The sequence below is a fragment of the Allofournierella massiliensis genome (genome assembly GCF_004345265.1).
GTDB classification, from domain to species: Bacteria; Bacillota; Clostridia; order Oscillospirales; family Ruminococcaceae; genus Allofournierella; species Allofournierella massiliensis.
Genome location: NZ_SLUM01000032.1, coordinates 1 through 19,447 on the forward strand (window position 1 = coordinate 1; position 19,447 = coordinate 19,447).

Genomic DNA, 19,447 nt, shown 5'->3' on the forward strand with positions numbered 1-19,447 from the left:
TGCGCGGCGGTCTTTTTGTTTTGCTCTCTTTCGCCTCCTACTAAGGTTGCAAACTTTCCTCAATTCCCTGTTGACTTTTTATTTGCAGACTTCTTGATGGTGTAAACCTTTAAGGGGCGCTTTTCCCGCAGCATAGCCTCAATACGGGCTTTGCCCTTGGTCTTTTTCTGGTCTTTCAAAACCGTGTAAAGGGCGGCGGCCAGATTTTTAGCGGCAGTGCCGGTGATCTTGAGGGCAAATTCAGCACCCTCCAGGCTCATCCGTACCACTTGCTCCGCCGCGTCGCCTGAGTTATACATCGAAAATCATCTCCTTCCTGGGGGAGCCGCCCGGCCCTGCTCCGGCTCCTGGCGGGCTTTCTCATCCCTGCCGGAGACTTCCTCACGGGCGGCCTGTATCTTATCCTTGATGGAAGTGGAGCGCAGGGCAATATCCCCGCACAGCTTCACCTCCCGGCGCAGCTCCTTGATCTGCGCAGATAGTTTGGAGATCTCAGCCCGAATGTGTTCCTGCTGGGCTGGGTCGGCCAGCACTGCCTTGGTGCGAAGTTTCCGGTACAGGCTTTTCCGCTGTTCCGTCAGGCCGGCAAGCTGAGATTCCACATCGGACCGATAGGCGTTAAGCTGCTCCAGGGTGTCAATGCGGTGGCGGGAGAGAAGGCGGGCTTCGTCGGTAAGCTCCTGCGCCCGAATCAAATCTTCCCGCAGTGTATGAGGCACCCGCCTGGGCGGGCGGTTCTGCTTTTGGGGGAATACCCCCAGCAGATAGCAGTAGTGGAAGTAGAGGGCGCGGAACCCCGTCACCTTTTTGACCTGTTTCAAATCTCCGTGGAGCCTGCACCGAAACGGCTCCGGCCTGTGTTCCCGCTGGGGGCGGCGCTGGGCTAAAATCCGCCTGCGGATGTTCTCCATCGAGTAGTCCTCGCCAAAGTTACGCATGAGCTTGCGTCCACGGGGGTAATTCGGCGGGCGGACCGTAATATCCTTGCCCACCTTGACGTCGTAGCCCATCTGCCGCAGATGATAAAAAAACTGCCGTTCCGTCATAGACTGACGGATGGCAGTATCCACATCGGCTTTGATGAGGGAGAGATAGGTGGGGCGGCCTTCCTGCTCGGCCCGCCATTCCCCGTAGTGCTTGGATTTTCCCCGCTGGGGGTTCTCAATGACAGAAAGCCCATACTCGCGGCACAGCCGGTCGGATTCCCGCTGCATATCGAAATAATCCTGCTCGGTACGATGGTACTTGATGCCGTCCACGAAGGAAACCGTGTTCACTACAAAATGATTGTGCAGATGATTTTCCCTGTCCAGATGGGTAGCCACCAGCACCTGGTATTTTTCACCCCACAGCTTTTTTGCCAGGGCAAGGCCGATCTCATGGGCCAGCTCCGGCGTAGCCTCGCCGGGGGCAAAGCTCTGATAGCCGTGGTAGGCCACAGTCCCGTCCTCCTTTCCAAACCGCTTTTTTACCGCTATCATCTCATCGCGGGCAGTAGAGGGGCTGCAATTCACCCCGGAAACAAACTGCCGCATGACCGTTTCGCCTTCGCTTTCCACCGCCTTGCCTGTTTTTTGCTGCTGGACGGCATACTCGATCACATCGGATAGGCCCTGGGCCTCCTTGCCATCCATATCCTGCTTTTCAAAGAAATCAGGATTTTCGGTCTTATCTGGATTCTCGATATAGATGAGGACCTTGCCCAGCCAGCCGTTCACCCGCCAGATGGATGTGGTAGCCAAAGTTACTCCATAGCGCGGGGAAGGATCACCGCTTTGGTGATGTCCCGGACAAGCTGGTCAAACTTCCGCATTTCCTCATCGTAGCGGCGCTCATCAATGACGCCCAGCACATGGGCTTTCTGGGCGATCTGGTTGAGGTTGCCGCCGATCCGGTGAAGCTCCCGCATAAAGTCGTAGTAGGCGGGCGGCGGCGCGTCCTGGGGAACCAGGCCGTTCACCAGATGGCGCAGGTACGCCTCGCGGGAAAGGCCGCTGCGTTTTACTTTCTTGTTAAAGGCTTCCGCCTCTTTTTTGTCCAGCCAGAACTGGACGTGTACGTTGCGTTTTCTCATTCTTCTGAATCCTCCTTTCTGCCTATGCGGTTGATTTGAAGCAGGCACATAATCAGCACGCCGACCACACCGCCCAGCAGAAATCCAATGGCAAAAAACAATCCTTCCATGAAAACCTCCATCCTTTCAAAAGGGGTATTAGGGGGCGTTCCCCCTAACAAGCGGCCTTTGTGGTATCACAAAGGCGATGCTTGCTGGTACAGCTACATTCCATTCCCCTGCGGGGAATCTGGGACAGGCGAAAAAAGAACTCATCGCTCGCCCCGGTCACGGGAATACCGCTTGGCATGGAACTCCACGCCGGTAAAATGGCTGGCGTCCAGAACGACCTCGCCGCGTTTCCATTGGTCCCTGGCAAACTGCTCGGCCTCCTCCCGGCTGTTTGCCGCCACCTTCATTTTCACCTCCAGCGTTTCCCGGATGGTAACATCATAATGGTTCATCGCTCACGCTCCTCTCTAAAAATGGGTAGCAAAAAAGAGCGTCCATTTTCAGAACGCTCTCCAAAAAAGATATTCGTTTTTACCGCGCCTTCTCCTGTTTCAGATGACGGGTGGGGATTGCCAGCAGCTTACGCACCCGGCCCTCCAAATGCTTCTCAATAGCCTGCAAATGTTCTTCCGGCAGATTAATGCTTTCATGGCGCTTGAACCGGAACCCGATCATGCGGCGGAGCTGCTCTTTCTGCTTTGGCCCCATGACCTCCGCGCACACTTCCTCATAGGAGATATTATACGGGTTGGAACGGGTTTTGGCGTACTCGTCCAGGTTCGCATAATCTTCCTTACCGGCATAGCAGAACAGGGACAGCCCGTTGTCAAAAATGGGGGCGGGCGCGATGATGTTGCCGCTGTGGTTATCCCGCAGGACGCCAAAGTTTCCAAAGTGGCGGTCCTCATTGTAGATCAGGGCGTCAAACACCAGCATACTGCGGATTTGCTCGGAAAACTCCGGCCCCAGCTTGTCGTAGTAGGCAAGGCAGGCGGCAATGCCCCCGGTTCGGACAATGCGCCCGATGGGGATATAGGCCGTGTCGATGTTGGTAAACAGGGCGCACTTAGAGGCGGTAATGCCTTTCCAGTTCTCCAGGTCATAATGCACGGCGTTCAGACGCATGGTTTCCGCAATCTGCGAAGCATAATACTCGCAGTACGGTTCCCGGCCCGTATTGGACGCGCCGGTCGTGCCGCCCTTATAGAGATAAATCCCATCGTGGTCCACATAGCGCCACGCCTTGGGCAGCATACCGCCTGTGGTCAGCTCCGGGGACGTGGTAAATGCCTGCCGGCTCCCGCCTGCGCCGGTATAGGCCACCAGCGCCAGTATCTCGGAAAAGCGGTTTTCGTAAAGATTGTATTGGGAGAATTTCCCTTCAAATCCTTCCGGCACCACCCAATAGCTGTCGTTCAGCGACAGCCCCTTGCACACGTCGATGATTCCCTTCGTGTCGTTATGGCTGAGGCCAAGGGTTTTCAGAATCTCGTCCACAAAGGCGCGGTTTTTAGGGATAACCCGCCGCTCCAGCCAATGGATGACGCCCTCGCCGGTGCGCTCCATATCCAAAGGCAGCAAATGGGCCTGCTCCTCGTTGGTGTATAAGATTTCAGCCACAAGGCCGGACAAGCCCTGCTTTTCCATGGAAAAGCGCATTAGCTCCGTATCATAAATGCGGAGACTGTAAACATGACTCATAGGCTCCTCCTTGTCGTTTAGTTCCAGTGAAACATCCTTCCCCAGCGCCGAGGCGATTTTTAAGATCATATCAAGCGTGGGGTTCTGTGTCCCACTTTCCAGGCGGTTAATGCCGGAACGCTGGATTCCCAGCCGTCTGGCCAGCTCTGCCTGGGAAATGCCCTGTTCCAGACGGGCCTCCACAAGCTGGGATATGATTTTCTGCCGTTTACGCAGTTCATCCATACTCTCACCTCACTGCTTTAATGTTAACATATATGATAACAATTTGCAAGAGGGAGAATCTGTCGAAGCTGGGAAACCGGCAACTCACCGCTCCGGCTCTTTGCTGTGGCTGCCCCGAATGGGAATCCCCAGCCGGTGGCACAGAAAATCATTCACATCCTTTCCACGGGGCGGGGGTTTGTTCTCCACCCGGTAGCCTTCCGGCATGACAGCCATGATCGCCTTGGCCGCCAGCCTGCCGGCGGTATCATTGTCCAGATGGAGATAGATGGTTTTCACATGGGGGTGGTCCTCCAAAAACCGGGTGAGGGCCACCGGCAGCTTGCTTTCCTCCATCTTTTTCTTCGGCTGATACACCCCGGCCAGGGACAACAGATTGTGCCGCCGCCAGTCGATCCCGTCCAGCTTGCAGAGCGTGGCGTAGGACATGACATCAATGGCGCACTCGCATAGATGGACCGCCGGATTATCCACGCAGGCGGGCAGGGCAAAGGAAAAGTGCTTATCACTGCCGCTTAAATCCCCGTGGAACCGGGCTTCACTGATTCCCCGCAGGCAGCCGAACCGCGCCTTGCCGTCCTTGTCGAAGCCCACAAAAACCACGTTGCTGTGGCCTTTGTTCCGGCTCTCATAAATCCGCCCGGTCTGGACGCAGTAGTCCAAAATCTCCTGGTCAATGCCCCGGCCCTTGAGATAGGCCATCATTGCCCGGTTGTCTGGGGCGGCCTGGGGCAGAAGCAGGTGCTTAGGCTTTTCCTCCTTCGGCGTCGGCACGAAGGAAGGCGGCGGGATGGCCGCCCTGCCGGAGATGGTTTCCATAGCCTCCAAAAAGGAATAGCCGTTGACCTTGATGAGATAGTCCAGCGCGCTGTAACCGCCGATCCCACGGGAAAACCAGCACCACTTTCCGTTGGAGATCCGCAGGCTGTCATGAGTCTTGGTACAGTAGACATTGCCGGACACATGGACCAGCTCCTGGGGTTCGCAGGTCTGCAGGTAGGTGAGCAAATCCACCTGCCTTGCCCGTTCGATGGCTTCTGAATCGTAAAAAGGCATAAAAAAATACAGCCCCCTTTACATAGCCGTAGATTAGCCGCCCCACGTGGGGTAGCTGACTATGTAAAGGGGGCTGTACTCTTTTCAGATATGAAAAAAGCCGACTGGATTGCTCCAATCGGCCCTTTTCTGCATATACTTTTGCGATTTATATGCAGATATGAATGGGGAATGTGCAGTTTTGGGCGGCAGCTTTAAGCTATAGCCAAAAACTCCAAGAATATCAATAGTTTTTACTTGTAATCCGTAAAAACTTATTTTCTACAAAACCTTTTTTGGGTTCGAATGAATTTTGGTATGTAAAAGCGGCATGGATTTCTCCATGCCGCCTAAAGAACTATTCCGTTTTGAAAGCGCCGATTTTCTTCAGATAGGCAAAACCGTCTGCGTGGCCCCGGAAGTAGATGTGTTCCCGTTCCATATTATCGGCCCGCATATACAGCCGGATAAATTCCTTCCAGGCTTCATGCTCCTCAGCAGTAAAAGAAAGTTCTCCCTTGCCCTCCAGCAGAGCGCCAATCACAGGATTTTGGCGTTTCAGTTCTTCCATCTGGGCCTTTAACTTGGCATATTCCGGGCTGGCAGCCGCCAAATCCATCACAATGTCGCTGTCGATTTCAGAAAACTGCTCGGAAATGCGCTCCGGGAGCAGGCAGTAGCTATCGTCCATCTATCATCACCCCTTGTTACGATTTTTATTATACTATACCTGCCCCGCAGCGCAATGGCAAATGTGCGATTACCGCTCCATCTGTGCCTTGGCTTTCTGTTTGGCTTCGGCGGCCCTGGCCTGTTCCTGGACGGTATCCCATACCGTATCCATATAAGAGGGTTCCTGGTTCTCCCATCGCTCAAAAATCTGCTTCAAGGGCTTGCCGGATTTCAAAAGCGCCCTGGCCTGCCCGTCCTCCAAATCACGGGTTTCCAAGGTCATCAAAATGTCCTCCCGCACCGTGTACTCATAAGCGTGGTTCAAAATTTCAGCCGGCGGCTGGGAAAGCAGCCAATCCCGGAACTGCTCCTGTTCCGTAAACATTTTCTCATAGAGCCTGGTATTCAATTCTTCGTTGGTCATCGTATCCTCCTTTACCGTGCCAGTTCCACAACCTTCCGGGCTGGCACTTCCTCGCCCTCGTCTGGGGTATCGTCCAGCAGGGTCTTGTCCTTCTCATCCATGTTGAGCAGAATATTCAACTCTTTCAAACGGGCTGTTTTCTCCGCAAGTTCCTCCTCGCGGGCAAAGGGAGCAGCCAGTTCGGTACGAGCGTTTTCAAGCTGGGCTTTGGTTTCCTCCAAGCTGTTTTGCTCGGCCTGCAGGCTGCCCGCAAGGTTCTCCAGTGCGTTGTCCAGACGGGTGATATTGCCGAACACATCCGGCCCCAGCGTCACCGTGTGGGAAAGAGTGCCTTTGAGTGTGATCCGGTACTCGTTGCTCCTGCCATCATAGGCCAGCACCATGGAAAAGCCCCGGTACTGCCCCAAAAGAACAGCGTCGGAGCCAGTCATGCGGGTGCAAACATCAATGATGGCCTTGCCAGCGTCCTCTTTTTCGGTGTAGTGCCTGCCCTCCACCTCCATACCGCAGAAGCCTTCCTGAGCCTTGGGGTGGGCCGCCGCCAGCGCCACATCCTTCTCATAACCCGCAATCAGCCCCGTGAGCCGGGTGATCTCCTCTGGGTACTTGCGGTACACCAGCTCCTCCAGGGCATATACCTGATTCAAGTGGCTGGCTTTCAGCATACCCAGCCGCGCCACCTCCATATCCAGGTTGCACTTTTCAATGATAAGCGGGTTGCCAGTGGCCAACGCCTTGATCTCCGAATAGCTGAGGGCAGTTTCGTCCACATCATCCGCTACGCGGACAGGGGCCTTGCTGGTCATAATCTGTGCGATAAACTTCTGCTTGTTCTCCACAAGCTGGTAGAGGTAAGCGTCAAAAGTGCCCTCGGTGACATAGCGATAGATTTCCACCTCCTCGTTTTCATTTCCCTGGCGGACGATACGCCCCAGCCGCTGCTGCAGGTCGGAAGGCCGCCAGGGGCAGTCTAAATCGTGCAGGGCAATCAAGCGGTCCTGCACATTGGTGCCCGCGCCCATCTTGGCCGTGGAACCCAGCAGCACCCGCACCTGCCCGGAGCGCACCTTGGAAAACAGCTCCTTCTTTTTGGCTTCGCTGTCTGCCGTGTGGATAAAGGCGATTTCCTCCTCCGGGATACCGGCGTCCATCAGTTTCTTTTTTAGGTCGTCATAAACACTGAACGAGCCATCGGTGGTAGGGGTGGACAGGTCGCAGAACACAAGCTGGGCAGAGCGTTTTTCTTTGGTCTGTTCCCAGATGCGGAACACATTCCGGGCGCAGACAGCCACCTTGCCATTGGGGTCATCCGGGGCCAGGGGCTGAATCAGCCGCATATCCAACGCCAGTTTTCTTCCATCGTTGGTAATGCGCAGCATATTGTCCACATGGGGGTCAACCCCTCCGGCGCGAATCTTCTCAGCCCGTTCCGCCAGCCCCTTTATCATCTCTTTCTGAAGCTCCGAGGGCTGGATCACTTCCGTGTGGAAGTTGGCTTTGGGCACGGGAAGTTTGAGCATATCCGCTGTTTGGATGTCAGCCACCTCCTTGAAAGCGGCCATCAGCTCCGGCAGATTATAAAACTTAGCAAACCGGGTTTTTGCCCGGTAGCCGGTGCCTTCCGGCGATAACTCGATGGCAGTGACAGTCTCCCCAAAATTACTCGCCCAATCGTCAAAGTGGATCAGGCCCATCTCCTGCAGGAGCCGGTACTGCAAGTACCGCTGGATGGTGTAGAGCTCTACCATGGAGTTGGAAATGGGGGTGCCGGTGGCAAATATCACGCCGCGCCCACCCGTCAGCTCGTCCAGGTACTGACACTTCATAAAGAGGTCGGAACTTTTCTGAGCCTCGGTCTGGGCAATGCCGCCCACATTCCGCATTTTTGTCGCCAAAAACAAGTTCTTAAAATAATGGCTCTCATCAATGAAAAGCCGGTCCACGCCGAGCTGCTCAAACGTGACCACATCATCCTTGCGGCTCTGGTCGTTGAGCTTGGCAAGCCTTGCCTCCAGCGATTTCCGGGTGCGCTCCATCTGCTTGACCGTGTAGCGTTCTGCCTTCTGCGCCTTGGCCTGCTCGATTCCTTCCAGGATTTCCTCAATCTGGCGCTCCAAAATGGCCTGCTGGCGCTCCACACTCATGGGGATTTTTTCAAATTGCGAGTGCCCGATGATGATGGCGTCATAGTCCCCGGTGGCAATGCGGCTGCAAAACTTCTTGCGGTTCTGGGTTTCAAAGTCTTTCTTCGTGGCGACTAAAATGTTGGCGCTGGGATAGAGCTGGAGCCATTCCGCCGCCCACTGCTCGGTGATGTGGTTTGGCACCACGATCAGCGACTTGGTGCAAAGGCCCAAACGCTTCATCTCCATGGCAGCGGCCACCATCTCGTAGGTCTTGCCCGCCCCCACCTCGTGGGCCAGCAGGGTATTCCCGCCGTAAAGGATATGGGCAATCGCGTTGATCTGATGAGGCCGTAGGGAAATTTCCGGGTTCATGCCCTCAAACCGGATGTGCCGCCCATCATATTCACGGGGGCGGACGCCGTTGAAGGTTTCGTTGTAAATGCGGCACAGCAGTTCCCGGCGGTCGATGTCTTTCCAGACCCACCCGATAAACTTTTGCTTAATCAGCTCCTGCCGGTCCTGGGCAATCGCGGTTTCCTTTTTGTTGAGGACAGGCTTTTTCTTGCCGTTCTCGTCCTCAATATAGTCAAATACCCGCACATCCTTCTGATTCAGGGTCTGCTCCAGGATGTGGTAGGCGCTCATCCGCTTGGTGCCGTAGGTGGTATTGGCCTTTACATTGCTGCGGTCGGCGTTTTTCTCCCGGATACTCCAGTGGCCGGTGGCTTCAGAGCGCAGGATTCTGATACGGTCCCGCACATAGTAATTGGGGGTGAGCAGCTCCACCATGAACTGCTGGTACACCTCGACGGGCACCCAGTTCGCGCCAATGCGCACGCCAATTTCTCCAGCGCCCAGGTCCTGGGGCTGGACGGCCTCCAAAGCCTCCACATTCCTGCGGGCGGCTTCTTTCTGATGATCGGGGACCACTTCCAGGAAGGCTTTTGCCATGCGAAGCTTTTGGCGCACTTTCCCGGAAAGGTACTCATCCGCTGTGACAAGAGGATAGCGGCTCAGATCGGCCAAAGGAGGCAGGATGTCCTCCGGGTTCTCCGCGCAGCGAATATCCCGGTAAATCACCCCGGCAAGTTCCTGTTCCAGTTCCTCCGGGGATTTCCCCGACAGCTCCGCCATATAGTCCATATCCACACGGGCTTTTTCCGAGATGGACACCGCCAATGCTTCACTGGCCGTATCCACGCTGGTAACAGCCACATGGGGCCGGATGGTGCGCCGGGTGAACATATCGGCTTTTCTTTTTAGGTTGCCCTGCTCATCCAACACCTCCAGAGAGCAGAGAAGGCAGTAGCTGGAGTCCTCCGAAAAGGCCAGCTTGTTGCCCCGGCTGTTAATCAGGCCGTACTTGGCGGTAAAGCTGTCGTAAAGAACATTGAGCTTTTGCTGCTCGGCTGCAATATCCTCATCCGGGTAGCCTTCGGTTTGGTACTCAATGAGCCTGCGGACACATTCCCGCAGCTCGATCATGCCACGGATACGGTTTTCCGCCGTGACGGAGACTTCCACCGGGTGCATGAGGCTGTTTTCTCGGTAGTATACTTGCCCATCTGCAATCGTGTAGCTGAAATTCTTCACTGTGGGGTCGGCAGGGATGGAGCGATCTTCCTCCTCGTCCAGTTCCTCCAGCTCGTAGGGCTTGATCTCGGCCTGCAAGAACTGGATGGCATTGGCAAGCTGATCGGATAAATCTTCACTCTCGCGGGCTTTGCAGGCGCTGTCCGGCCCGAACCGGGTGGATTCCATCACCATGTCGCCCAGAATCATCTCCGGGTGCTGCACGAAATAGCGGTTCATGCGGATTCCGTTTTCATCTGTGTCCAAATGAACCCAATCCTGCTCCAAATCGGTGATGTGGTCGCGCTTTTGCAGGAAAATGATGTCGCTGGTCACTTCCGTTCCGGCATTCCGCCTGAAGGTGTTATCCGGCAGGCGGATGGCCCCAATGAGGTCGGCGCGCTGGGCCAGGTATTTGCGGACAGCGGAGTTTTCCTTGTCCAGAGTTCCCTTGCTGGTGATGAACGCCACAATACCGCCGGGCCGTACCTTGTCCAGCGTCTTTCCGAAGAAATAGTCATGGATGAGCCAGTGGTGCTTGTCGTACCGCTTATCCAGCACCTTGAAATCCCCAAAGGGGACGTTGCCCACGGCCACATCAAAAAAGCTGTCGGGCATTTGCACGGTTTCAAAGCCGTTCACGGAAATGCTGGCGTTCTGGTAAAGCTGGCCCGCAATCCGCCCGGAAATGGAATCCAGCTCCACGCCATAGGCTTTGCTGCCCGCCATATCTGTGGGGAGCAAGCCAAGGAAATTGCCGGTGCCGCAGGATGGCTCCAAAATGTTGCCCTGGGTAAAGCCCATCTGGGACAGGGCCTTATAGATTCCCCGGATGACCACAGGCGGCGTGTAAAAGGCGGTGAGGGAGCTGGCCCTGGCCGCTGCGTATTCCTCCGAATCCAGCAGAGATTTCAGTTCCTCATAATGGGGGCTGGTTTGTTCAAAGCAGTTTGCAAGGCCGCCCCAGCCCACATAGCGGGATAGGATTTCCTGTTCTTCGGGTGTGGCCAGCCGTTCCTCCGCCTCAATCTGCTTCAAGGTGCGGATGGCGGCAACATTGGCCGCGTATTTCTCGCTGGGGGTGCCGTGGCCCAAGGCGTCGTCGGTGATGTGGAAATCATGGCGCTGGTCCCTTGGGATCTCCGGGTGCAGAGTGGTGAAGGTAATGCGCTCACGGCGGGGGCGCTTCGGCGGCAGGGGGAGTGCTTCTTCTTTTTTAGGCTGTAAATCGGCCTGCTCTGGGCTGGCTGGCTGTTCCTCTGCGGCAGGGGCTTGTTTTGCCTGCTCAATGGCTCGTTCATCAGGGAAGTTCCCGTAAACCCGCAGCCATCTGTTCTCCTGAAGGTCATAGATACCCGCGCCATCATAGGCAAAGCCATCCTCGCCCTCCATAGTGCCGGCCACATATTTTTGCGCAGCTTGTTCGGCCTCCGCCAGCGTTTGGTAATCCAGCCGTTCATCAACCCCATTTTCAAAATGATGGTACACCACCACTTCGTAAGGCGGCTCCATGCGCTGGGCGTAACGGTCGATGTCCTCCATGGTGAGCCATTCCGGTTCATCTGGCAGGGCAGCATAAAGTTCCCGCATTTTTGCGATCTGTTCCCGCACGTTCCCAGCCCACAGGTGCTTTTCCGCCCGTCCGCCAGCGCCAAGGAAATATTCACAGTCATCTTTCAGGCGGCTGAGTAAGAAATAGCCATCTGACCCCTGCTCCGGCGTGGCACCGATGGATTCCAGTTCTCCATCGGAAACGGAAATGAGGTCATCAAAATCCAGTTCGGCCAGCTCGTTTTGGATGAGTTCATCCAGGCTCTCATACTGCCTGCGCTCCAAAAACTGCCCGTCCAGGTAACGCTCAATGCGGTAATGGACCAAATCTGCATTGACCTGGATGGGGATTTCCTCATCGGTGACGGTAGTGTAGGCAATGCCCACCTTTTCCAAATCGCTGAAATCTGCTGGGCTGCCATACTCGGCCACGCAGAAATCGTTGATAAACTCTTTGGCGATCTCCAGAGAAGCAAGTTCCGGCTCCTCGGACAAAAAGCCTCGCTCAATGAAGTCGGCAACATCCTGGCTGTTACCTTTGCCGCCATGGGCACGGTAATCCATCAAACCTTCTTCGACCAGTTCGCTGGATACCGCATATCCGGCCTCCTCCAGATAACCGGCGATTTCTGCTATCTGCGCCTGTTCCGGGGAAAGGGCCGGGGGCAGCTCCGCGATCTGCTCCATACAGAGGGAGATGTCCACCGCGATTTCTTCTTCCGGGTCCGCATGGTCCAGGAAGGATTGAAGCAGTCTGCGGATTTCCTCCCGCTGAACAGGGTCATGGAGCTGCTGGGCGATATTCTCCACCGCCTGAGCGTCATCTTCGCCATAGTCCATGCGTGAACCGTCAAACTCTCCCACAAAGCGCAACACCTGGGCGGCCAGCTCCGGGTAGGGGTCTGCCGGTTCTTCTTTTTGGGGTGGTTCCTGCGCTCTGGGCGGCACAGCGAACACCGGCGCGTCCTGGGTGGCGGAAATCGTCATTTCCGAAGAATCAGCGATCCGCTGGATTTCATCCCGCACCGTCTGGGGCATTTCCTCATCGTAAATCGTCACCGTGCGGTCCGGGGCGATGTGGGCCACTGTTTTGTAGTCCCCGTGTTCTTCCTCCAGCCGGTTCCACACAGTAAGCCCATTTCCCAGATGGCCATAGCCCAGGTCGTAGGCTTTCGCCTGCGGCATGGCAGGAGCCACCGGCTCCTTGTGCTCCGCAAAGAGCGTGAAGGTTCCCTGTCGGAAGGCGGTAAGGTTTTCAAACGCCTGCCGGCGCAGGTCATACCTCCTGTCATCCTGCGGGGTGGCCTCCCAAATGGGGACCATCATCTGATAGATTTCTTCCACACGGGCCGGATCATCAAGCTGCGGCTCAATGAGCTTCACCGCGTCCCAATGGTCAAAGCCAAAGGGATAGGGGTGGGGCTGCTCCTGGGGCACGTCCCCAAAGAAGGCATGGATGTTCCGGGCAAGCTGGTGCTTCTCATACTGCGGCATAGCGGCGCGGTCCTCATCGGTGAGGAACCGCCCCTGGGCGATCATGGCGCTGACGCGCTTTTCCACGGCGTTCCATTTCAACTCCACCTTGGCATAGGGCCGAGTGAGATCGCCGTGGCTGAAGGAGACCCCCTTGCTGAGCTGGTAGGTCACATCGTCATTGCCGCCGGAATAGCCGCTGTACTCGCCGTGGTAGTGCTTTAAGAAATTCTCCCGCTCTTTGCGCTCCGTGTGGTGGCGGTAGAAGGAATACACAGCCAGCCGGTAATCCGTGCTGCGTTTCCCGCCCCGGAGAAGGTTGTCGATCTCGTCCCCGGAAATGAAAAACCGACACTGTGGGTCGTACCCCTCTGCGGCGGTAAAGTGCAGCGGTTCCCGCTGCAGGTCGGAAAGCTGTTCCAGCAGTCTTTGCGGGCGATGGAAATGGAACCTCAGCAGTTCCCGGTTCTCTCCGTATGCCTGGACAAACTGCTCCAGTTCATCCCGTATGGTGTGGAGCGCCTCCGGGTGGTTTAACAGCCCCTGGATGGCGGCGCTTTCCTCTGGAAATCCCTGATGCGTGTTGTAAATGGCGTTCACCGTGGGAAGATAGCCCGCGTCGGCGGTGCCTTCTGCAAAATCCTGCCGGAGATACCATAGCTGCGCGGCCCGTTGCTGGCGTTCATACCCGTCCGCCCGGTCCAGCTCGCTCTGGGGCATATACCGGCCCAAATCCAGCAGTTCCCGGATACGGGCCGCCGCCTGTTCCCAAGAGATGAGGGTTGCACTGGAACGCTGGGCGCTCTCACCCTGGGCAATGCGGATTCCCTCGGCGTTGTACCAGATGGCGTACTGCCGGCCATCCAGATAAAAGCCCGCACCGTTTTCGCCGTAGTGCCCGGAAAGGAACCGGGCATTGTCCGGTTTATCCTTTTTGAAATAGGCGCAGATAATGAGGCGGCTGTTCTGGTCGTTGGCGCCGATGCACAGCGCCTCGTCGATCACCTGCTGGGGCAGAGCCGGGTGAGGGAAAATGGATGGCTGGGCCGTACCCTCTGCCTGGGCCGGCTGGTTGAACGCCGCAAAATCAAAAAGGGACATCTGCTGGCTCTCTTGGTCGGGGAGCTGCGGGATGTCCGTTTGAATGAAATATTCTTTTTTGTCGATGAGCTGGGCGGTCCAGCCTGCCACCACTTCCCAGGAAAATACGGATTCCCTGGTGCGGGATGGGTAAGATCCTTCCCACATGAGCAGGCCATTCTCCTGGGGCTTATATCCCAGGCGCTGCCCGTCAGCGATGATCTCGGTGTACCGGTCTTGGTAGGCGGATCTCAGATATTCCGCCCGTTCCTGAACGTCGCTGTGAACCGAGAAGAAAAGCTCGATCTGCTGTTTTTTATACTTGAGTTCATCGTCCTTGTTGGCGATGATGGCCATGATCTGCTTTTCATCCAAAAGCGCAGGGAGCTGTTCGCCACCTGCGCTTTCTTCCGGTTCCGGCTCTTGGGTCGTTAGCTGTAGATCAGCTCCGCCAGCACCGTTTCCTCCGCCGCGTTCTGCAGGTTGTTCATCATCTGCACCCACTTCATCTGATCTCTGGCTTTCAGTTCCTCCGTCACGCCCTCGGCTTTCGCCATCTGCGCCACGATTTCCTCCATCCGGCGCTGGGCGGTCTGCTGGATCTCCGCCAGATGAGTGTTCAATTTCCCGTTGGTCAGCAGGTTCGTGTACGTCACCCTGCGGTGCTCCTTGAGAAATTTCTTCCGAAGCAATGCGTATTTCCCATGGGGAACCGGCTCCTCCTGGGGCGGCAGAAGGTTCGGCAGATTGTAGTCGCCCTGCCTGGTGTAAGTGATCTCGGTCATATTCAAAACTCCTTTCCGGCTGTGTGTTTTCCTGTTCAGTTACAGCATACTGGTTTTTCTGCTGGGGTTCAAATGTGCGATTTTCTTTTTGGGGCTGTCTTTGCAGGGCAAGGACCGTGCGGGAAATGGCGGAAAGGCACATCTGGGAGATGTCCCCGGCAGCCACGCCCAAAGCGTTCAGCGTCTGCGGTGTGTTGAAATTCAGCACATCCCGAAAATCCTCATCCTCAAAGTATTCAGACGGGTCGAGGCCGCAGCGCACCAGCAGCATATATCCAATGCTGTTTTGAACCGCCCTGCGGTATTCCACCTCCAGGTTCAGCTCGTCCAGTTCTTCCAGAAAGCTGCCTTCTGTAAGGGTTTTCAATTCAGAAAGATAGTCGGGCATATTGTCCTCTACGGCGTTCTTGGCCGCATAGAGCAGGGCTTCGCCCAAATCCTCCTTGTGTTCCAACTCCCCAAAGCTGTTTTCCAGTGTTTCGATGATGTCCGGCGCGTATTCTTCCCGCACCGTCCAAAGGGGGACGGGCCGGGGGAACCGGGCTTCATGGGTATCGGAAATATCAAAGTAGTATTTCAGCCGGGGTTTGCCATTGTGTTCACCGTCAAAAACAGCAATGCCGTTTGCGCCCCGGTTTACCCAGCGCCCAAATTGCCGGTTCCATCGCTCGATCTCCAGGACGGCGGTGGCGTCTGGGCGCTGGGCGTAGACAAGCAGTTGTTCATCGAAAGAAAGCCGGTAGTTGCGGCAGGCAGAAGCCAGAAATGCCCGCCACTGGTCAGGAGCTGTCACGCTGCGCTGCGTTTCCTGGTACAGCTCCGTCAAGGCTTTATATCGTATCGCCATCGGTTGCCCCTCCTTTTCTTATTCTTTTTTCGCAGCTTTCAGTTCTGCGCTGTAATCCTTATCCGGGTCATATTGATTGCACAGGGAGAGCAGCAACAGCCAGATGGTATTTCCGGCCTCCTTCGGGTACATCCGTAGCGCCACGCAGGGCGCATGGTCGCTGTCAACAAAGGGCCTCCCATAACGCATAAACTGGTCGATCAGCTTTTGGGCCATCTCCCGGTATTCTTCATAGGGATTCTGTTCCGCCTGCTGATGGAGAACCGTCATCAGCAAGTTGAACCAATCCTCATGCGTATCCAGTTTTACGGGCGGTAAAGACGCCATTTTTATCACCTCATCTTTCCATGGCGGCGGCCTGCCTCTGCCGGGGAATGGAAAACCCGTAGACTTTGGCGATGTCATCTCCAAGCCTGCGGGTCACTCTTGTAATATCGGCGCGGGTTGCAATGCCGCGATATAGTTTTTCTTTCAGCAGTTCAATTTGAGAAGGGCTGGCGATGTCCTTGTAAACGCGGTAGAGGTAAAAGTTCGTGCCATCATGGTGGATGGCGTCGCACCGCAGATCGCCCAGCCTGTCCACATACCAGGTGGAATAATCCGTATCGGAATACAGGCAGTCCCGGATGTTGCCGCTGGGGATTTCCTTATATCCCATGCGCCGCCCATTCCACAGGCCCAGGTCGCCTACGACTAAAATCGGTTGGGAGAGCTGCACATTGAGGTTGGCGCGTTCATCATCCAGGTAATCCCCATTGATCTCATACATCAGGGAAATGCGCTCATCTTCGGATAAATCCGGGTAGTCCGCCTCCAGGTCATCCCTCCAATCCTCATAGTCAAGACCATAATTGCTCCAGATAACGTGTCTTTCCTCCTTCATCGGGCTTCACCTCGATCTTTTTGCCTGGGCTTGATAGGCTGCCCCTGCTCGTCATAGTTTCTGGGATCGGCGGCGGGGGTCTGCCAGCCAAGCATGGAGCCGGCAAGCATGGCGGCCTCCTGTGCTTTGGTAACGCCATTCTTCACATTGCGGTCGTCTGCAAACTCTCGGTTCTGTTGAGCGTCAGGAGTTGAAAAATCATAGCAAGGGCTGTAGCCTTTTTCGCCCCTGGTCAGAAGAATCAGCTCCCCGGATGAGGGCAGTACACTAAAACACTGCACCGGCAGAGAAGAACGCAGCGGGATCACGCTCCCGTGAGTTTGCTCCAATCGCTCCGCAAATTCGCAAATATGATACAGGGCGCTGGAATACCCGCCGCTGGTTTCAAAATGGGTTTCGTCGATGAACCGGCAGGTGCGGTCGCGGGTTTCTCCGCCGCCAGTGAAAATGCGGATGTGGTCGCCGTCGGGAATGCGGAACAGCTCCTTGTAGCCGGGCGTGATAAACCGGATGCCCTGTTTGGCCTTTTCCATGTGGTGTTCCAGAAATCGGGAAACGTAGGCGTAGAGGTAAAAGTTGTAGTCTCCATAATTGGGATTGCACCGGAGCATATAGGTGTGCTGGGGCGTCTGCACCTTAAAACCGTACTCGGCGCAGTAGTTTCCCTCAAACTCAGCCTCCGGGTTCTGATAGCAAAACCTGGTCATGCTGTCACGGGTGCAGAGCAGCCCGTCCTTCTCCCGCAGAGTGTTGACCACTTCATCAAACTCCGCCTTAAACTCGTCCGTCTTGTATTCCCTCCGATGGTCGAACCAGGAAGTGTAGAATTCCTGGCCGCTGCCAAAATCCCCGCGCAGATGGCCGATACAGCCGGTTTGCCCTTCAAGCTGGCTGCTCTGGTTGTACGCATACAAGCGATCCTCCGGGGTCATGCTGGTAATTTTCAGCTCCATCATCGCTCACGTCCTTTCTTTTTCGCTTGTCGGTTTTGCTCCGATATGGCCTTTTCCCGTGCCTGCCAATATTCGGGATGGTGAATTTGTACACTACTATTGATAACAGCTTCATATACTCCGGGACCAAAGTGCTCGTTCACCGGAACTTGGATCATCTTTTTATCCATCAACTCCCGGAGAGCCACCTGCGCGTCGCAGTCCTCCTCAAAGCAGAGAAAGCCACCCTCTATAAATCCACAGCCCATCGCTTCTTTTCGGAATACCTTTTCCGCCAGCTCCCGTCGCACCATAATACCGCCATGCCCTGGGGTAGAAACGGAATAAACGCCAGGGCAGAGCGTTTCGCACTCCTGGACTTTGCCCCATGGGGAATAGGGCGGAGCCTCCGGCGCAATGGTGTTTTGTTGCTGTTCCTCCAGGCACTGCACCTCCTCCTGCGCCCGCGCCACCAAATCCTTCTGCGCAGAAAACAGGTCGCTGAAATAGTGGCCCCAATAATAGTCCTTCCGGTCTGTACATTTCCAGGTGACAAACTGCTGGGGCGCTGTCAAATGAACGCCCAAGACAAACTCGCTGTCGCCCACATGACAGGAATCCGTAATGATATATCCGGCGTTTTCTCTGTAATCCATCATCGTTCACGCTCCTTCGTCGTTTCCTTTTTGACCTGTTCCTGCTGGATCGCAGTAAGACCATGCTTCGCCCAGCCGGGAAGGTTTTCCGGCTGTATCGTACCAAGCACGTCCATGCGCTCATAGCGGCTTTCTTTTCCGGTATAGAGGTCAACGCAGTAACAGGCGGACCCCCGGCTGTGTGGAGAAGCCCCAAAGCCGCCCAGACAGAGCTTGAGCTGGCGGGTAGCCCTGCGGTATTCCCGGCGCAGCACCTCCGGCTTTATCACCACGATTTTCCCGTGCAGATCATCCTCATGGGAAATGGGGGTGCAGCCCTCCGCTGTGATGGGGCAGTCGTCTATGCCCTGTATGCGGGGCTTGTTCAATTCTATGTGGGTTTTCTGCGCTTGCTCGGCAATCCTCTGGCCGAACAGCTCCACAATCTCCGGGAAATCATCACTGGCCATCACTTCGCTGTATTCTGCAAACAATGCGTTCTGCCGGCAAAAGGCGCACATATACTTCATGCCGGTTTCATCCTGTGGATTTTCCCCCAGGACAACCTCCCGGTCGCCAATCTGCACCGCCTGGATAATCTCATAATCACCGGCCATGCGTTTTTCTTCCATATTATCGTTCATCTCTCTGCCTCCGACTTTTTATAAGTGGTTCCACATATTCCTGTAAATCATTTTTGCATGGCAGGTACAGCCTTCCGTTTTCTACACATCGAAACAGGTCGCACTCCTTATCTGGTGACGCTGCATAGAAGTCCTCATGGGAATAGGGATACTTGCTCTCATAGCTGTAACCCGGCCTGCAAAAGCCAAGTTCTTTGTCTATGCGCTGCCTGCGTGAGATCGCAAAGAAATTATTTTCTTCTTTAGTAAAACATCTTTCTGGAATGAAGTGATAACCTCCATATTCAAAACTTTCCTTATTCATCACTCTGCCTCCATATCCTTTTTGATAAATGCTTTGATTTCCTTTACACTGGCAAAATCCCGTTCATCCCCGGTAAGGTAGCGCACCGCGTCCTGCCATTGATAGAGGGGATGGGCGCTTTCCTCCATCCCGCACAAATCGGCCAAGGCTGCCCTGCGCAGGAAGGGGGTGAGGTTTAAGTCGGAGATAAAGCAGCCATGCCGGGCCGCCAGTATATCCAGCAGGTGCAGTTCACTCATGGCCGCACCTGCTTTCCCCGGCTTCTTTCAACAGTTCCTCCACCAGCCTGCCGCTGCGGACTTTATTCCGGTCCGCCAGCACCTTGTTCTGGACGCACAGCACCGCCCGGATATTGGGGACGGTAATGCCGGGGATTTCCACCATCTCCTCCGGGGTGACGGTGAGAAGCTGCACCGGGGAGTAGCCAGCCTGGGCAAAGATACGGAACAGCCGCTGTTCAAATCGTTCTTTCATCATCAACGCTCCTTTCTTT

18 protein-coding genes are annotated in these 19,447 nt (G+C 55.5%); all 18 read right to left on the reverse strand.

The features are described from left to right. Positions 1–59: 59 nt before the first annotated feature. The 18 genes from EDD77_RS15245 to EDD77_RS15330 all read right to left on the reverse strand — a co-directional run bounded on the left by EDD77_RS15245 (position 60) and on the right by EDD77_RS15330 (position 19,428). A complete protein-coding gene (locus EDD77_RS15245) occupies positions 60–299 on the reverse strand; it encodes a DUF3801 domain-containing protein (protein ID WP_058967062.1) in 240 nt (79 codons plus the stop codon). A gap of 6 nt (positions 300–305) precedes the next feature. Further along, positions 306–1,742: a relaxase/mobilization nuclease domain-containing protein gene (locus tag EDD77_RS15250; RefSeq protein ID WP_058967063.1), complete on the reverse strand. Its 1,437-nt coding sequence runs from the start codon at positions 1,740–1,742 to the stop codon at positions 306–308. Between the two features lie 2 nt (positions 1,743–1,744). Further along, on the reverse strand, positions 1,745–2,074 hold the full coding sequence (locus tag EDD77_RS15255; protein ID WP_058967064.1) for a plasmid mobilization protein: 330 nt from the start codon (positions 2,072–2,074) through the stop codon (positions 1,745–1,747). Continuing rightward, on the reverse strand, positions 2,071–2,184 hold the full coding sequence (locus EDD77_RS15260; protein WP_015535520.1) for a DUF3789 domain-containing protein: 114 nt from the start codon (positions 2,182–2,184) through the stop codon (positions 2,071–2,073). The genes EDD77_RS15255 and EDD77_RS15260 overlap by 4 nt, the downstream gene beginning before the upstream one ends. A 141-nt stretch (positions 2,185–2,325) precedes the next feature. Beyond that, complete coding sequence (locus EDD77_RS15265) at positions 2,326–2,517, reverse strand: DpnD/PcfM family protein (protein WP_058967065.1); 192 nt, start codon at positions 2,515–2,517, stop codon at positions 2,326–2,328. Between the two features lie 79 nt (positions 2,518–2,596). Beyond that, on the reverse strand, positions 2,597–3,991 hold the full coding sequence (locus tag EDD77_RS15270) for a helix-turn-helix domain-containing protein (protein ID WP_058967066.1): 1,395 nt from the start codon (positions 3,989–3,991) through the stop codon (positions 2,597–2,599). A gap of 84 nt (positions 3,992–4,075) precedes the next feature. After that, complete coding sequence (locus tag EDD77_RS15275; RefSeq protein WP_058967067.1) at positions 4,076–5,047, reverse strand: DUF3991 and TOPRIM domain-containing protein; 972 nt, start codon at positions 5,045–5,047, stop codon at positions 4,076–4,078. A 337-nt stretch (positions 5,048–5,384) separates the two neighbouring features. Further along, entirely contained in the window at positions 5,385–5,717 is a 333-nt protein-coding gene (locus tag EDD77_RS15280) for a DUF6664 family protein (protein ID WP_058967068.1), read from the reverse strand. Between the two features lie 69 nt (positions 5,718–5,786). Beyond that, a complete protein-coding gene (locus EDD77_RS15285) occupies positions 5,787–6,122 on the reverse strand; it encodes a DUF3848 domain-containing protein (RefSeq protein ID WP_058967069.1) in 336 nt (111 codons plus the stop codon). An 11-nt stretch (positions 6,123–6,133) separates the two neighbouring features. Then, positions 6,134–15,556, reverse strand: a complete 9,423-nt coding sequence (locus EDD77_RS15290) for an LPD11 domain-containing protein (RefSeq protein WP_077138629.1) — start codon at positions 15,554–15,556, stop codon at positions 6,134–6,136. A gap of 18 nt (positions 15,557–15,574) precedes the next feature. Next, complete coding sequence (locus EDD77_RS15295) at positions 15,575–15,883, reverse strand: hypothetical protein (protein WP_015535527.1); 309 nt, start codon at positions 15,881–15,883, stop codon at positions 15,575–15,577. A gap of 10 nt (positions 15,884–15,893) precedes the next feature. Next, a complete protein-coding gene (locus EDD77_RS15300) occupies positions 15,894–16,439 on the reverse strand; it encodes a hypothetical protein (protein WP_058967072.1) in 546 nt (181 codons plus the stop codon). Continuing rightward, positions 16,436–17,395, reverse strand: coding sequence for a hypothetical protein (locus tag EDD77_RS15305; protein ID WP_242868487.1), 960 nt, complete (start codon positions 17,393–17,395; stop codon positions 16,436–16,438). Before EDD77_RS15305 ends, EDD77_RS15300 begins: the two co-directional genes overlap by 4 nt. Further along, positions 17,392–18,030: a DUF7007 domain-containing protein gene (locus EDD77_RS18320; protein WP_058967073.1), complete on the reverse strand. Its 639-nt coding sequence runs from the start codon at positions 18,028–18,030 to the stop codon at positions 17,392–17,394. Before EDD77_RS18320 ends, EDD77_RS15305 begins: the two co-directional genes overlap by 4 nt. Then, positions 18,027–18,650, reverse strand: a complete 624-nt coding sequence (locus EDD77_RS15315; RefSeq protein WP_058967074.1) for a hypothetical protein — start codon at positions 18,648–18,650, stop codon at positions 18,027–18,029. Before EDD77_RS15315 ends, EDD77_RS18320 begins: the two co-directional genes overlap by 4 nt. Further along, on the reverse strand, positions 18,640–18,954 hold the full coding sequence (locus EDD77_RS15320) for a hypothetical protein (protein WP_058967075.1): 315 nt from the start codon (positions 18,952–18,954) through the stop codon (positions 18,640–18,642). Before EDD77_RS15320 ends, EDD77_RS15315 begins: the two co-directional genes overlap by 11 nt. Further along, entirely contained in the window at positions 18,954–19,193 is a 240-nt protein-coding gene (locus EDD77_RS15325; RefSeq protein WP_058967076.1) for a hypothetical protein, read from the reverse strand. Before EDD77_RS15325 ends, EDD77_RS15320 begins: the two co-directional genes overlap by 1 nt. Further along, positions 19,186–19,428 (reverse strand): hypothetical protein, encoded by a 243-nt coding sequence (locus EDD77_RS15330; RefSeq protein WP_058967077.1) that lies wholly within the window; start codon positions 19,426–19,428, stop codon positions 19,186–19,188. Before EDD77_RS15330 ends, EDD77_RS15325 begins: the two co-directional genes overlap by 8 nt. Positions 19,429–19,447: the final 19 nt, after the last annotated feature.